Source organism: Bacillus cereus (genome assembly GCF_002567495.1).
GTDB lineage: Bacteria > Bacillota > Bacilli > Bacillales > Bacillaceae_G > Bacillus_A > Bacillus_A cereus_AQ.
In genome coordinates this window covers 62,350-75,194 of sequence record NZ_NVAP01000038.1, presented here as the reverse complement: position 1 = coordinate 75,194, position 12,845 = coordinate 62,350, and the positions used below count along the sequence as shown (strand labels likewise).

Here is a 12,845-nt window from a genome sequence, read left to right as displayed (position 1 = left end):
CTGCTTTAGGCTTATATGTGAAATTCTAATTTTATCCATATATTACTTATAATATCATAATATCTAAATAATCGGAATTTAAAAATACTCTCACAATTCCTCGTTCAATGTTTTTATGCTGCAACTTCCTACTAAAAATACAATAAAAAGCAGATAATGAATTCGTCATTATCTGCTTTCCAGTTTTCATAACTACCTTATTATATTTTTTGATATATAAGCCAGTCACCAGAGTCTATCACTTTCTTTAACATCTTTTTATCCTGAGCAATATATACATACGCATGTATTTCCCTATTACCAACATACACCGTTTGCGTTATTCGATCATATAAATCAGTCTCTGCATTACCTGTATATTCTTCAAGTTCATCTAACTTATGTAAAACCTCGTCATTTACTTTATAAACTTCCCCATATACCTTTTCTTCATAAGAACAAATCATAGCTGGATATCCTTCGTTCGTATCAAATAATTTTCCATATGTCCAAGCTCTATCTGCAATGCATATTGCACCTTGCATATAATGAGCATTCGTGTGTCCTATTCTTAACGTGCCATACACGAAAACATGATACATAAATCCTTATCCCCTTTACATGTCTCTACTTTCTTATTTGTAAATAAGAACGGATCATAAAGTAACTCACTTCATTCGGAAGCTGTTCTTTAATAGATTTCAGACCACCCTCTGCATTTTGAACGGCAGTTTCAATAAGAGATTCATACTCTGCTGGAACAAAGCTTTGCCAATCTACTTCCATTTCATCCTCATAGCAGCGAATTAAATGGTTTTCGATTGTTTGTCTTGATAAGCCACGTTCTTTCGCAATTTCATCTAGATCAATGCCTTGTTTATACATTTCATACGTTTCTAGATGAGAATTTGCGGAAGCTTTTCCTGACTTCTTACGCTCTGAAACAACTTCTGTCTTAATCGTTTCAGCATAATTTGGATTTTCCTCAATAAAATGCTGAACTGCTTGTAAGAAGTGCGAGCCATACTTCACAAGTTTGTGTTCCCCAATACCTTTTACCGTCAACAGTTCGGAATCACTCTGTGGCATTTTCACACACATATCTTTTAATGTTTGGTCAGAGAAAATAACGAAAGGAGGTACCCCTTCTCCTTGTGCAATTTCTTTACGTACTTCACGAAGTACTTCAAATAAAGGATGGTCTTGAACAATTTGTCTCGTCTCTACTCGTTCTTTTCGTAAAACATTCTCTTTACCAAGTAATACTTCTTTCCCTTTTTCTGTTACTTTTAATGTCGGATACGTACCATGTTCAACTGCAATTAACTCGTCTGAAATTAAAAACTCAATAAACTCACTGACCTCTTTTACACTACGGTTTGATAACAGGCCATACGTTGGTAAAGTATGAAAGTTAAATTCAATAACTTTTTTATTTTTCGAACCAGTTAATACTTGCGCAATCATTTGCTTTCCAAATCTTTGGTTCGTTCTAATCATGCATGATAAAACCATTTGTGATTCCCTTGTCACATCGATGCTCTCGCGGTCGTCTGTACAATTACCACAGCGTCCACAATCTTCTTTCGGTTCTTCTCCAAAGTATTGCAAAATGAATGATTGTAAACATTGTTCTGTATGACAGTAATCGGTCATATTTTGCAATTTTTCAAGTTCATTTGAAAAACGTGATTCTCCCGTTGATTGATCAATTAAAAAACGCTGTACTTGTACATCTTGAGAAGAATATAACAATATACATGTACTATCTAATCCGTCACGACCAGCACGTCCTGCTTCTTGGTAGTAACTTTCCATATTTTTTGGAAGCTGATAATGAATTACGTAACGAATATTCGATTTATCTATACCCATCCCGAATGCAGATGTTGCTATCATTACACTTACTTCATCTCGTAAAAAGAGTTCTTGTTGCTCATTTCGATCATGATCACTCATACCAGCGTGATATTTTGATACAGAAACTCCTGCCTTCATTAAATCTTCATATAATTGATCGACTACTTTTCTAGTAGCTGCATATATAATCCCAGACTCTTTTTGATTTTGACGAATATAATCCGCCAAATACGCATTTCGATCTTGTCCTTTAATGACAGAAAACGATAAGTTCTCACGTTCAAACGTTGTCATAATTGTATTTTCTTGATTAATTTCAAGTGTATTACAAATATCATCACGTACTTGCGGTGTTGCTGTTGCCGTTAATGCTAATACGAGCGGTTTTTCCGGAAGATAATCCAATATGCGGTTTATATGTAAATAACTAGGGCGGAAATCATGTCCCCACTGCGAAATACAGTGTGCTTCATCAATCGCAATCATAGGGATTTTCATATCTATCAGTTGATCAACAAACTCCATTGAATCAAGACGCTCAGGAGCGACATAAAGTAACTTATAATGTCCTTGTTTCGCTAATTGAATTCTATGATTAGCTTCTGTCATTGAAATAGAACTGTTAATATACGTAGCGGATATACCGTTTTGTAATAGTGTATCTACTTGATCTTTCATAAGTGAAATCAAAGGTGATATTACTAACGTCGTTCCTTCGAATACTAACGCGGGAATTTGATAACAAATTGACTTACCTCCGCCCGTAGGCATAATACAAACTGTATCTTTCCCCTCTAATACATTTTTAATTGTCTCATCTTGCCCTCTCCGGAATGACGAATAACCGAAATAAGACGCTAAAAGTTCTTGTGCTTTTGTAAACAAAAAAAACTCACCTGCTTTTCTTTATCTTTCATCTACTTCTATTATATCATCACTTATGCGACTTGAAAGCGATGAATAAATGCTTATTGTTTTTTCATTATTCTATGTTTCTCCTCCTATTTAATATGAATTAGCATCAGGGTTTTATATGTTTTACAACATTTATAACGTAAATCCAGTACACATAAAAAAAGGGTTTCAATTTAAGTATTCATTTTATTTCCCTTTCTTGAATACTACTAATCGTATACATATAAATTCAGGGGGTTACTATATGAAACATCGTAATTTGAGTTCCATCAAGGCAGAAACGAAAACAAAACAGCTCCAATTCTCTAATAATGATGCGTGGAAATATGAATCATACTATAAGTACCAGCCATTATTTTCTTATAAAAAGCTTTTTAATTTTCTTTCTCAACTTTTTAGACGTTAATATATGTGCAAAAAATATATCATTCACAGAAGTTTTCTCAATATGAAACGTATAGACTTACTACAATTCAGTTGTTCATATATAATAATCTGTTGGATAAACCCCTTAAGTTGACCTGCTCATATTAGCAGGTCTTTTTCATGATTACATACTTCTGTGCACTTCAATCTCACTTCCAATTCTTTTCTCCATTTTATAACCATATTTAAATCCTAACAATTAATGATAATCATAAATTTTTGGGATTTAAATTGTTCACATATAATTATGCAATTCTTCTTTCTCAATACACAAAATGCATTTTACTTGTTACTATAAAAGTACTCCAGATGAGTTTTTGCTCATCGACATTATCTAGTTAATGGGGCCTGCCGCGGGAAGCAGGTCCCTTTGACTTTATTAAAGTCCCACTTTCATTTGGACACATTTACCAGGTTTTTTTAAAAGAATTTTATGATAATATTACGTAGTCGAGTCCGACATCTCGGCAATACCCTTTTGAGGCTCTGCAACTTCCCTTGCAGAGCCTCTTTTACTTTATATTCATTTTATTCATATATACCACAACATCATTCATTGAATTTCTCCATTTCAAATTCCCTGAAAATAATCTAGGACACGTAACTAAAAATAAATCTTTATCATACTTTGAGTTATACATGTTCAAAGGAGTGTTACTATTTATGTATTCTTATTGGCAATCGTATTACTCCCCCTATCATAACCCTTATGTAAACTATGATTTATCCATACGTAATTACCGAATTAGTAAAAACGAGAATTTTTTAAAAGGGTATATGCGTTCTTTATGGGAACAACACGTCGCTTGGACGAGATTGGCTATTATAAGTATTGTATTTAATTTACCAGATGTTAACGTTACTGTTGGACGGCTTCTACAAAACGCAACACATATGGGACTATCACTTGAGCCCTTCTATGGCGAGGATGCAGTAAAGAAATATAGTGCATTAATTAAAGATCATTTAGTAATTGCAGCCGATCTTGTGAAAGCCGCAAAAGCTGGTGATCAAAATGCAGCTGCCGCTATAGAGAAGAAATGGTACGCTAATGGTGATGAAATTACTGAATTTCTTAACAGCATCAACCCATATATAGATAAAGAAGAATTTAGAAAAATGTTTTATGAACATTTAGCACTAACGAAAGCAGAAGCACTTGCCTTCCTAAATAAAGATTATGAAGCAGGAGTAAAACTTTACGATAAAATTGAAAAAGAAGCATTAGAAATGGCCGACATGATAACAAACGCAATCGTAAAACAATTCCCGCAAGTATTTCAATAAACTGAAACGTTAACCAGTGATGGTTTTGTACATCTCCACTGATTACTATCCCCATACCAATCAGGATTTTACGAGCAGTTGATCTCCCGCCTAACTTCTCTACTTAAGCTGAATTTCGAGTTGTGATTATTCCTTCTCGTCAATGCGGGATAAAAATAAGCCGATTTCAAAAAACAAATCGGCTTATTAAGCTTTCTCTCCATGATATTTCACCTCTCCTCTTTACATTTAGCTTATATCGATATATTTTATTAATATCCGTTTTTTATAGGAGGAAATAGTTTGATTAACGCCATTGGTCTCGTTTTTATACTCACAAATAAACACGAGAAAAAAAAGAAAGTTTACCTAAATGAAAAATTTGCACTAATAGATATTATTGATTCTAAAGAAGTATTTGATGATGAAGGTAATCCTTTAGTAGAACTAACATGTAAATACAGTATATATTTAGATGAAAAATATTACTGTAAATCTCTCGATGATTATACTGGACAAGTATTTCCTTTCTTAAGTGCAAAAATAGGAAAAGGTCTTCTAAGAAACTTAAACTACTACTTTTCTTACGTTGATGCCTATGATAAGAAACCACCGGTTAAAGAGATACGACCACTTATGAAACAAGTAACTAACAGATAGTGGAAAATACAAAAAAAGAAAGCATCTAACTCTGGATGTTTTCTTTTTTATTGAAAATTCATTAACTCTCATTCTCTTCTAAAAGTATGTATCCAAGCATATTTTAAATTAAAAACATTGGAGGATTAGACTGAATGAAATACTCAGAAACAATTATAAGTAAACGACTTCGAATGCTTAAAATGACGGGTATGTTTTTCATGCTAGTGTTAATAGCATGGATTGGATATACAAAATTACTTTATGAAAACGGCTTTCTTCAAGAAAAAAAGAATTCAGTAGAAGTAATGAATACTAGCATTACAGGAGAAATAGAGCAGGTTTTTCATATAAACTTGCAAGGCTATCGTAAAACGAACCTTGATACCGTTATAGAAGCAAGTAAAACCGATCCAAGCGAACTATCCTTAATTGAACTGGTCAACAAATCCTGTTCACGAGATTGCATAGGTGAACCAGTAACATATGTAAACTCAAACAATGGATATATCTTTTATAAGGAATCTAATGGAACTAATGTAGCTATAACGGTTAAAAAGAAAGACACATGGGTAATTGTAAAAAAATCTGTTCAAGATGGAATATAATCCCCAAAAAAAGAGTGCGATACGTACTCTTTTTTATTATCTATACCCTTCCTGTTCATGCCTACAATGGCATTTTTCACATTCACATTCCGGTTTTTCTTTGCAACGACATTCGTGAAAATCTCTGCGTTTACATCTACATCTCCCAAACATTAAATTACCCCAAAATTTATTACAATCTCGGGAATGCCCACAATGATAAGTGTTCCCCATAAATACGCCCCCTCCTTAATAGAATTCATCATATTCTATGTTTGAAAGTATAAAAGACTAGTTTATTAGTCTATTTCTACGTATTATAAGTAGAGTTAGAAGATTACATAACAATAAAAAACCGTCCCATGACGGCTCTTATTTTTATTTAGCAAACTACTCTTTTGTATAAAAATATTTAATTCCTTTCGTATCTAACCAAGCCGTTGCTTTGTCCAGTTCGTTCCCTTGACGATAATCTGTCTCGAAATACACAAGTCCTTGATTATTTCCACGAGATATTATTTTAGAAGTATATCCAAGCTTATCCATCATTTGAATCATGTCAGGAATTAAATTTACACCAAATTCATAAGTAACTACTTTATTATATTTATTCACTATAATTCCAACCCCTTCTTGTTTTTCTATTGGCTCAACCGTTTGATTTGTAAACCAAGATAACGGTTTATTTCCAATTAACTCGTTTAAATCACACGTTCCGATACCAGCTACATTCCCTGTTTCTGTATATTGCCACATATCACAAGGATACGCCGGTTTGTTACCACCATAACGAGGAATCCATACAAAATCAGAATTAACATTTGCCATTCCAAATGGAACATACATATGGTGAGCAATATATAAACCAACCTTCTTAGCTCCTAATCTACGTAATTCATCTATAAAGGCTTGTGCACCCACTCTCATATCGTTCATTGTTTTTACTTCTACGTCAGCTACCCAAACTGTGGCACTTTTATCACCACGGCCCCAAAAGTCTCTCGCCTCTATCCGTGCATCCTCTACTGAAACAAAACGACAGAACGCATAATTACCAAACGGAATGTTTTTTGCTTTCATTGCTTGTACATAATTTTTATATAAAGGATCTACATAATTTGAACCATCTTGCACTCGTGCAATTACAAAATCTAATTGCAGTGCTGCCACATCCCAGTTAATATTGCCATTCCATTTCGAAACATCTACAATGTAACCCAATATTCATCATCTCCTTTATTATTATTATATTCACAGCTTGTTTTTTTGCTCTTATCCCTTAAACAATCAAATCAGTTTTTTAATTGGCAGTAGAGATTTTGTATTAGTTAATAATGATTTAAAATTCAACTTATATATCGAAAAATAGAATATGATTCCGAATTTAAAATATGATTATTCAAAAAACCAAAGTATATAATTAAAACCACCTTTTTGATAGGTGGTTTGGTGCACTATTTTACACATTTGTAGTTATATAGTATATTTTCACTTTATATTACCGTGAACCATTGAAACAGTATAAAACAACTTTTATTTTTAACCCACTAATCATTAGTTTTATTTCAAATACTCATAGTACCACTTACGTGCATCTAGCCAAGCTGTAAATTTATCGATATTTCCGGACGGAAAGCCATTCGTTATAGCGTAACCAATGCCGTCTTTCTGAACGACAATTTGTCCATCAATACCTGCATCAACCATCGCTTGAGCTAAAGCTTGTAAATTACTAAATCCTACACCACCAGTTTTCACTTTGAGCAAATCCACTGCACCACCTCCTCCAGTTTGTCCTGTAAGAGCAAATACAATAGAATTAGCGATTTTATCAACATTCCATTTTGCCATATCGGATTCATTATCAATAAATCCTAATTCGATAAGAATAGCCGGTGCTTTAGTCCCATTTAATACCGCTAAATCTGTACGTTGTTTCGCACCTCGATCACGCCATCCAATATCTTTTGCTAGTTGAGCTGAGATTTTAGCCGCCAAGTCTTTCTGATCATAATACAGAACCTCAACACCCTGTCCATTTCCATCGCTTGCATTAAGATGAAAAGAAATAACTAAATCCACAGCATGTGAATTACTATTCCGAATGATATTATTTAAATTTTGTGATTGAGTTGTCCCTACCTCGTCCGTATCGTCATAAACCGTGTGCCCTAAAGCTCTTAACTTAGCTGCCACAGCATCTTTAACTTGCCTATCCAAAATGTGTTCTTTCCGATTCCCGAAATTAGCACCTTGAACATTACTATTGTGTCCTCCGTGCAAACTATATCTAGCCATTATTCATCAACATCTCCTTTCTTAATATCATATTCAAAACTTGTCTTATTGCTATTCCTACTTGAAACCTTAACTGTACCCATTAGACCCATATATCCTGCATTTTCTAAAAGTGGAAGTAATTCATTTTCGATATAAAATAAGATGGGCGTCATAAATCGGATTATCTACTCTCTAAATTTCATTAACTTGAATGGCGGCACGAACAAAAAAGCATCACCTTTTTGGCGATGCCTAAAAAATCTATTTTACGTTTCAGCTCCCTAAATAAATAGAGTTTAAGATCCAGATGACTGAAAGTATACCTATATTTCCTCCCCTTCCTTCACAGCCTCTTTCAACCTCTGTAACATATATCCAATGCCTTTACATCCTTCTAACGGATATGTAATCATTTCTTCTGGATATAACTTTGTCACTACTTTTTTATGCTTTTTCCCTGCTAGTAAGACGATTTCGTCAAACTGTAGTAAATTTTTATCTATCATCTGTTTTTGTAATTGCTCTATATTTATAACCTCATCGCTTTTTGAATCAAATGCAAGATCATAATTTTCTAATACAATATCATTTGGTCTTAAAAATCCATGCTTCGCTGATAATATAACCCAGTTTTCGAAAAACATAGTTGCGTACGCCTGACACGCTTTTCCGAACGGACTAATATATACATCTTTCGCTTCCATCGGTCCGTAATCTGAATACTTATCCCAAATTTTCTTTTTTCCACATGGAATTATACATAGTCTTTTCATATATATTTCTACTCCCTTTACTTCCGTATGGAAAATTCGTTATTTTGTACATTTTTCTCTCGAAATACTATATAATAATTCCGAAAGTTTAAATTACATGTTTTACCATATATGTACTATGAATCACTTTCTTTGCAAGTATTATAATACCATAAAATTTTTTCATTTTTTCAAAATAATAAAACTAAATTGTGATATCGAGACGTATAAATTAAAAAGGAGGTTCATAAAAATGAAAAATATTATCCCTGCACTATTAGTCTATTTTATCGTTTGCGTTATTTCCGTTATCATCCCAGCATCTGAAGGCTATAATTATGTCGGCTGGAAGTTATTTGTTGGGCAAGTGTATGCGATACCTATTTTCTTCATTACTGCTATAATTACATTTTATATAAACAAGAAAAAATCTTACGAATAAACGATTATAAGGATAGCTAACGCTATCCTTATTTTAATTCGTTAATCAAATCTAAAATAGCCCTTGCAGAACTTTGTATCCTTTCTTCCGAAAAGTCAAACGCAACACCTGTATTTCTATATATTTCCTGTATAGGTAAATTCCAATCTGAACTCGCTCCCTCTTTAAAGAGAGCAATTGCTTGTTCTGGATCCTCTCGATAAATTTGGAACAATTGCATTGCTCCTATTTGCGCAATTGCATATTCAATTTTATAAAAAGGAAACTGAACAAAGTGAAATGTCTCTAACCAACTCGAACCGATTTCATTCTCTAATCCTGCAATATCGACTGATGAATGTTGATACCTTTTACATAGTTCAACATATTTCTCATCACGCTCTTCTGATGAATGGTTTGGACTTGTATAAAGCCAGTGCTGGAATACATCTCCTGAAACTGACGATATTAATAACGATAAAGTACGATATAATTGAACTCGCTGTACTTCTTTATAATCATCCTCTTGCGTATAAAAAATATTAAGCTTATTCATTAACAGTAACTCCAGGCTAAGGGAATAAAGTTCCGCCACCTCTTCACGAAGATATCTTTCCTGCATACTACTTTCATTGTTAAATTGTTTATCAAAATGCAATGCATGCCCCATTTCATGTATTAGTGCATTAATTGCATAAAATGAAGGACTAAAATTAGAATAAACAAAAACGTCTTTACTATGAGGTAAGGTAAAACAAGCAGCTCCTGGTGCTTTATTTTTCCGTTCTTGTACGTCAATTAATCCCGCTTTCCTTATATGAGTAAATTCCTTATGAAAACATGAATCGGTCACCCGTAACATTTCTTCAACCCCATCCAATAAATCAATGGCATTTTGAAATGAAGCTTTTTGCAAATTACAAGGAGCAAGATCCCAAGGACGATACGTTTTTACATCAAGATTCTTTTTAAAAAGACTACCTAACTGTTTCCAAATTGGTACAACACACCTTTCTATCGACTCATGAAACTTATAACAGTCTTCAATACTGTAATCTCTATTTTTTTGTTTAAAAGCATACTCACTATAATTATTAAACCCTGCATTTAAAGCTATCTGGTTCCGTAACTGTATAAGTTCATTCATAATACAATCCACTTCTGGTTTCACTACACTTCTTGCTTCACATAAAGCATACCAAGCTTTTTCTCGAATAGCTCTATTTGGGTTATCTAACTTTGCTTTTACGTATGCATACGTCTTTTGCTCACCTTCCCAATGAATAGATATGCTCGACATTATTTCTCTATACTTCGTAATAAGCTCTTGTTCTTTAATGAAGAGAGAAATGTTCTTTTCATTAAACATTTTACTCTTCACAAATCTTGCTTTTTTCATAAATCCATATTTCCGCTCATCTAATAAATCGGAAAACTGACATTCTCTAAATTTCTGGTCAAATTTCGCATTGTACCTTTTTAAAAGTGGTTGAATTGTATTTTGGTTATACATATGTACATCACGTATATTACTATCTTTTGTGTCTCTATACATAGCGATTAAATTATTCGTTAACTCCTCTTCTATTTCAGCGTTTAAACGCAGTTCCTCCGAAAGCCAGCTCTCTAACTCTGAAACAGACGTAATATTTCGCTCTAAAAGTGACTGTAATTTACTCTCCAAATCATTAAACATAAACAATCCTCCAATTTTAAAGTTTAAATTTTCTGTTTTTTATAGATAAAAAAGGACAAGTAGCCAATCTGACTACTTGTCCTTTTCTGTTCATCTGTACGCAATACGATTAAGCTTGGAATGCTTCTGTTAATACTGGTACGATTTGTTTTTTACGAGATACAACACCTTTTAAAGTAGCTGTGTTGTTTTCTAGTGATACGTTGTATGCTTTCTCAACAACGTTTGCTGCTTTACCGATCGCAAGACCGACAGAATCGTTAGTTAAGATATCAGTTACAACAAATAAGAATAGGTCTAAACCTTTTTCTTCTACTACTACAGAGATTACTTTTTCAAGTTCCGCTTGGTGTACTAGAACGTCGTTTGTATCAACAGCGTTTACTTGTGCGATTTCAACTTTCGCATTACCCATTTGGAATTCTTTAGCGTCAAGAGAGATTAGTTGCTCCATTGTTTTTCCGCTTAAGTCAGCACCAGCTTTTAACATTTCTAAGCCGTAGCTATCAGCATCTACACCAGCGATTTCCGCTAATTCACGAGCAGCTGCTACGTCTTGTTCTGTGCAAGTTGGAGATTTGAATAGTAAAGAATCTGAAATAATTGCAGATAACATTAAACCTGCAACTTCTTTACGAATTGTAACGCCATTTTCTTTGTACATTTTGTTTAAGATTGTAGCTGTACATCCAACTGGCTCACAACGATAGTATATAGGATCGCTTGTTTCAAAGTTAGCAATACGGTGATGGTCAATAACTTCTAACACACGAACTGATTCGATATCGTTAGCACTTTGTTGACGCTCGTTATGGTCAACTAAAATAACGTTGTCCACTTCGCTTGCTACTGTCTCAACAAAACGCGGACCTTCTACTTTAAAATAATCTAACGCAAATTGAGTTTCACCGCTGATTTCACCTAAACGTATAGGCTCAGCATTCATTCCTAATTCTTTTTTCAATTCTGCATAAGCAATTGCAGAACAAATTGCATCTGTATCTGGGTTTTTATGCCCGAAAACTAGTACTTTTTCCATGTTTTCCACCTCTTCATGAAAAGGATATCTTAAAGAAGCAAATATGACAATATTTAAAGCCGAATTTTTTATAAATAATTGCACTTTCTTCTATATTTTTCATCATTTTCATAAAAAAGATCATCTAAAATGAATTAGATGATCGAAATGTATGTTTCATTTAAAATAGTGTAGGAACTTGTACTACATTGTTAAATACGAAATTTGAGGCTAAACCACTATTCACAAGGTTTACATCTATAACTTGATAAAACGCATTTCCAGTATCTGCAATTTCCCAAACAGCTAAAATAAGATGGTATCCACTGCGATCCGTTGGTACATTTGCTTCATGCGTTACTGTTGTCCCCGGTCTAGCTCCACCGTCATTTTTAACATAGAATGGCACTAAATCTAAATCTGATCGTGTTAAAGGTTTATTTGGATTCCAACCTTTTTTCGTAATATAATATTTCCACTCTTTCGTACTATGAGGAGCCGTTAGTTTCCACTTGAATGTATTCGTCCCACCATTTAACGTAACTTTCTTCCACCTATCTACAGTTTGAACATCTAAAGCAGGAAAATGCCCCGCCCCGGCAATTTGTCCATCAGAAGGTCCTAGTTGCGGAAATCCACCTATCCCTTCGACACTTTGTGGTTCATATTGAATCGGTCCACAATTTACATTTACCCCTTGCTTACATAAATAAGATCGGCTCGCTGGTGATTCTACATATCCATGAGCTGAAGCCTTTTCTGAAAATCCAAATGTTAATAATCCCGTAAGTAATATCCCGCCACTTAATATAACCTTCTTCACCTTTTGTAAACTTGTCTTTTTCATTCTTTCATCCCCTTCTCAAAAATGAAACGAAAATAACTATAGTTGCCTAGTCATCTTCTCTACATTCATTATAAGTGGAAGAGTATTACTAAAAGAACCCTCTAAAAACTTTCTCAAATTCAATTAGTATATTAAATAAAGTTTATAAATAAATTACGA

The 12,845-nt window shown here is 33.7% G+C and carries 13 protein-coding genes; 5 read left to right on the top strand and 8 right to left on the bottom strand.

Features of this window, described 5'->3' with window-relative positions:
* Positions 1 to 200: 200 nt before the first annotated feature.
* Positions 201 to 581: a gamma-glutamylcyclotransferase family protein gene (locus COK05_RS17110; protein ID WP_098613520.1), complete on the bottom strand. Its 381-nt coding sequence runs from the start codon at positions 579 to 581 to the stop codon at positions 201 to 203.
* Positions 582 to 606: 25 nt separating this feature from the next.
* Complete coding sequence (gene recQ, locus COK05_RS17105; protein WP_098613519.1) at positions 607 to 2,724, bottom strand: DNA helicase RecQ; 2,118 nt, start codon at positions 2,722 to 2,724, stop codon at positions 607 to 609.
* A gap of 274 nt (positions 2,725 to 2,998) precedes the next feature.
* Between recQ and COK05_RS31385 the strand changes: the two genes are divergently transcribed.
* The 4 genes from COK05_RS31385 to COK05_RS17085 all read left to right on the top strand — a co-directional run bounded on the left by COK05_RS31385 (position 2,999) and on the right by COK05_RS17085 (position 5,693).
* Positions 2,999 to 3,160: a hypothetical protein gene (locus COK05_RS31385; RefSeq protein WP_176539452.1), complete on the top strand. Its 162-nt coding sequence runs from the start codon at positions 2,999 to 3,001 to the stop codon at positions 3,158 to 3,160.
* A 683-nt stretch (positions 3,161 to 3,843) separates the two neighbouring features.
* The gene (locus tag COK05_RS17095; RefSeq protein WP_141539140.1) at positions 3,844 to 4,467 is read left to right on the top strand and encodes an acetylglutamate kinase; all 624 of its coding nucleotides are present in this window, start codon (positions 3,844 to 3,846) and stop codon (positions 4,465 to 4,467) included.
* 282 nt (positions 4,468 to 4,749) lie between these two features.
* Positions 4,750 to 5,106: a hypothetical protein gene (locus COK05_RS17090; protein WP_000606231.1), complete on the top strand. Its 357-nt coding sequence runs from the start codon at positions 4,750 to 4,752 to the stop codon at positions 5,104 to 5,106.
* A gap of 134 nt (positions 5,107 to 5,240) precedes the next feature.
* On the top strand, positions 5,241 to 5,693 hold the full coding sequence (locus COK05_RS17085) for a hypothetical protein (RefSeq protein ID WP_098613517.1): 453 nt from the start codon (positions 5,241 to 5,243) through the stop codon (positions 5,691 to 5,693).
* A 369-nt stretch (positions 5,694 to 6,062) separates the two neighbouring features.
* Here COK05_RS17085 and COK05_RS17080 read toward each other — a convergent pair whose 3' ends face one another.
* The 3 genes from COK05_RS17080 to COK05_RS17070 all read right to left on the bottom strand — a co-directional run bounded on the left by COK05_RS17080 (position 6,063) and on the right by COK05_RS17070 (position 8,725).
* Positions 6,063 to 6,893 (bottom strand): GH25 family lysozyme, encoded by an 831-nt coding sequence (locus tag COK05_RS17080; protein WP_098613516.1) that lies wholly within the window; start codon positions 6,891 to 6,893, stop codon positions 6,063 to 6,065.
* Positions 6,894 to 7,232: 339 nt separating this feature from the next.
* Positions 7,233 to 7,970 (bottom strand): N-acetylmuramoyl-L-alanine amidase, encoded by a 738-nt coding sequence (locus COK05_RS17075; protein WP_098613515.1) that lies wholly within the window; start codon positions 7,968 to 7,970, stop codon positions 7,233 to 7,235.
* Between the two features lie 305 nt (positions 7,971 to 8,275).
* The gene (locus tag COK05_RS17070) at positions 8,276 to 8,725 is read right to left on the bottom strand and encodes a DUF6884 domain-containing protein (RefSeq protein ID WP_098613514.1); all 450 of its coding nucleotides are present in this window, start codon (positions 8,723 to 8,725) and stop codon (positions 8,276 to 8,278) included.
* A 232-nt stretch (positions 8,726 to 8,957) separates the two neighbouring features.
* Here COK05_RS17070 and COK05_RS17065 point away from each other — a divergent pair, with 232 nt between their 5' ends.
* On the top strand, positions 8,958 to 9,146 hold the full coding sequence (locus COK05_RS17065; protein ID WP_000789485.1) for a DUF4017 family protein: 189 nt from the start codon (positions 8,958 to 8,960) through the stop codon (positions 9,144 to 9,146).
* A gap of 28 nt (positions 9,147 to 9,174) precedes the next feature.
* On the opposite strand, the gene COK05_RS17060 is transcribed toward COK05_RS17065, so the two are convergent.
* The 3 genes from COK05_RS17060 to COK05_RS17050 all read right to left on the bottom strand — a co-directional run bounded on the left by COK05_RS17060 (position 9,175) and on the right by COK05_RS17050 (position 12,686).
* Positions 9,175 to 10,821: a M3 family oligoendopeptidase gene (locus COK05_RS17060; protein WP_098613513.1), complete on the bottom strand. Its 1,647-nt coding sequence runs from the start codon at positions 10,819 to 10,821 to the stop codon at positions 9,175 to 9,177.
* A gap of 109 nt (positions 10,822 to 10,930) precedes the next feature.
* The gene (ppaC, locus tag COK05_RS17055; RefSeq protein WP_098613512.1) at positions 10,931 to 11,860 is read right to left on the bottom strand and encodes a manganese-dependent inorganic pyrophosphatase; all 930 of its coding nucleotides are present in this window, start codon (positions 11,858 to 11,860) and stop codon (positions 10,931 to 10,933) included.
* Between the two features lie 160 nt (positions 11,861 to 12,020).
* The gene (locus COK05_RS17050) at positions 12,021 to 12,686 is read right to left on the bottom strand and encodes a lytic polysaccharide monooxygenase (RefSeq protein ID WP_098613511.1); all 666 of its coding nucleotides are present in this window, start codon (positions 12,684 to 12,686) and stop codon (positions 12,021 to 12,023) included.
* Positions 12,687 to 12,845: the final 159 nt, after the last annotated feature.

Coding starts and splice junctions, on each gene's coding strand:
- COK05_RS17110 (WP_098613520.1), bottom strand. CDS start 581: ATGTATCATGTTTTCGTGTATGGCACGTTAAGAATAGGACACACGAAT.
- COK05_RS31385 (WP_176539452.1), top strand. CDS start 2,999: ATGAAACATCGTAATTTGAGTTCCATCAAGGCAGAAACGAAAACAAAA.
- COK05_RS17095 (WP_141539140.1), top strand. CDS start 3,844: ATGTATTCTTATTGGCAATCGTATTACTCCCCCTATCATAACCCTTAT.
- COK05_RS17085 (WP_098613517.1), top strand. CDS start 5,241: ATGAAATACTCAGAAACAATTATAAGTAAACGACTTCGAATGCTTAAA.
- COK05_RS17075 (WP_098613515.1), bottom strand. CDS start 7,970: ATGGCTAGATATAGTTTGCACGGAGGACACAATAGTAATGTTCAAGGT.
- COK05_RS17070 (WP_098613514.1), bottom strand. CDS start 8,725: ATGAAAAGACTATGTATAATTCCATGTGGAAAAAAGAAAATTTGGGAT.
- COK05_RS17065 (WP_000789485.1), top strand. CDS start 8,958: ATGAAAAATATTATCCCTGCACTATTAGTCTATTTTATCGTTTGCGTT.
- COK05_RS17060 (WP_098613513.1), bottom strand. CDS start 10,821: ATGTTTAATGATTTGGAGAGTAAATTACAGTCACTTTTAGAGCGAAAT.
- ppaC (WP_098613512.1), bottom strand. CDS start 11,860: ATGGAAAAAGTACTAGTTTTCGGGCATAAAAACCCAGATACAGATGCA.
- COK05_RS17050 (WP_098613511.1), bottom strand. CDS start 12,686: ATGAAAAAGACAAGTTTACAAAAGGTGAAGAAGGTTATATTAAGTGGC.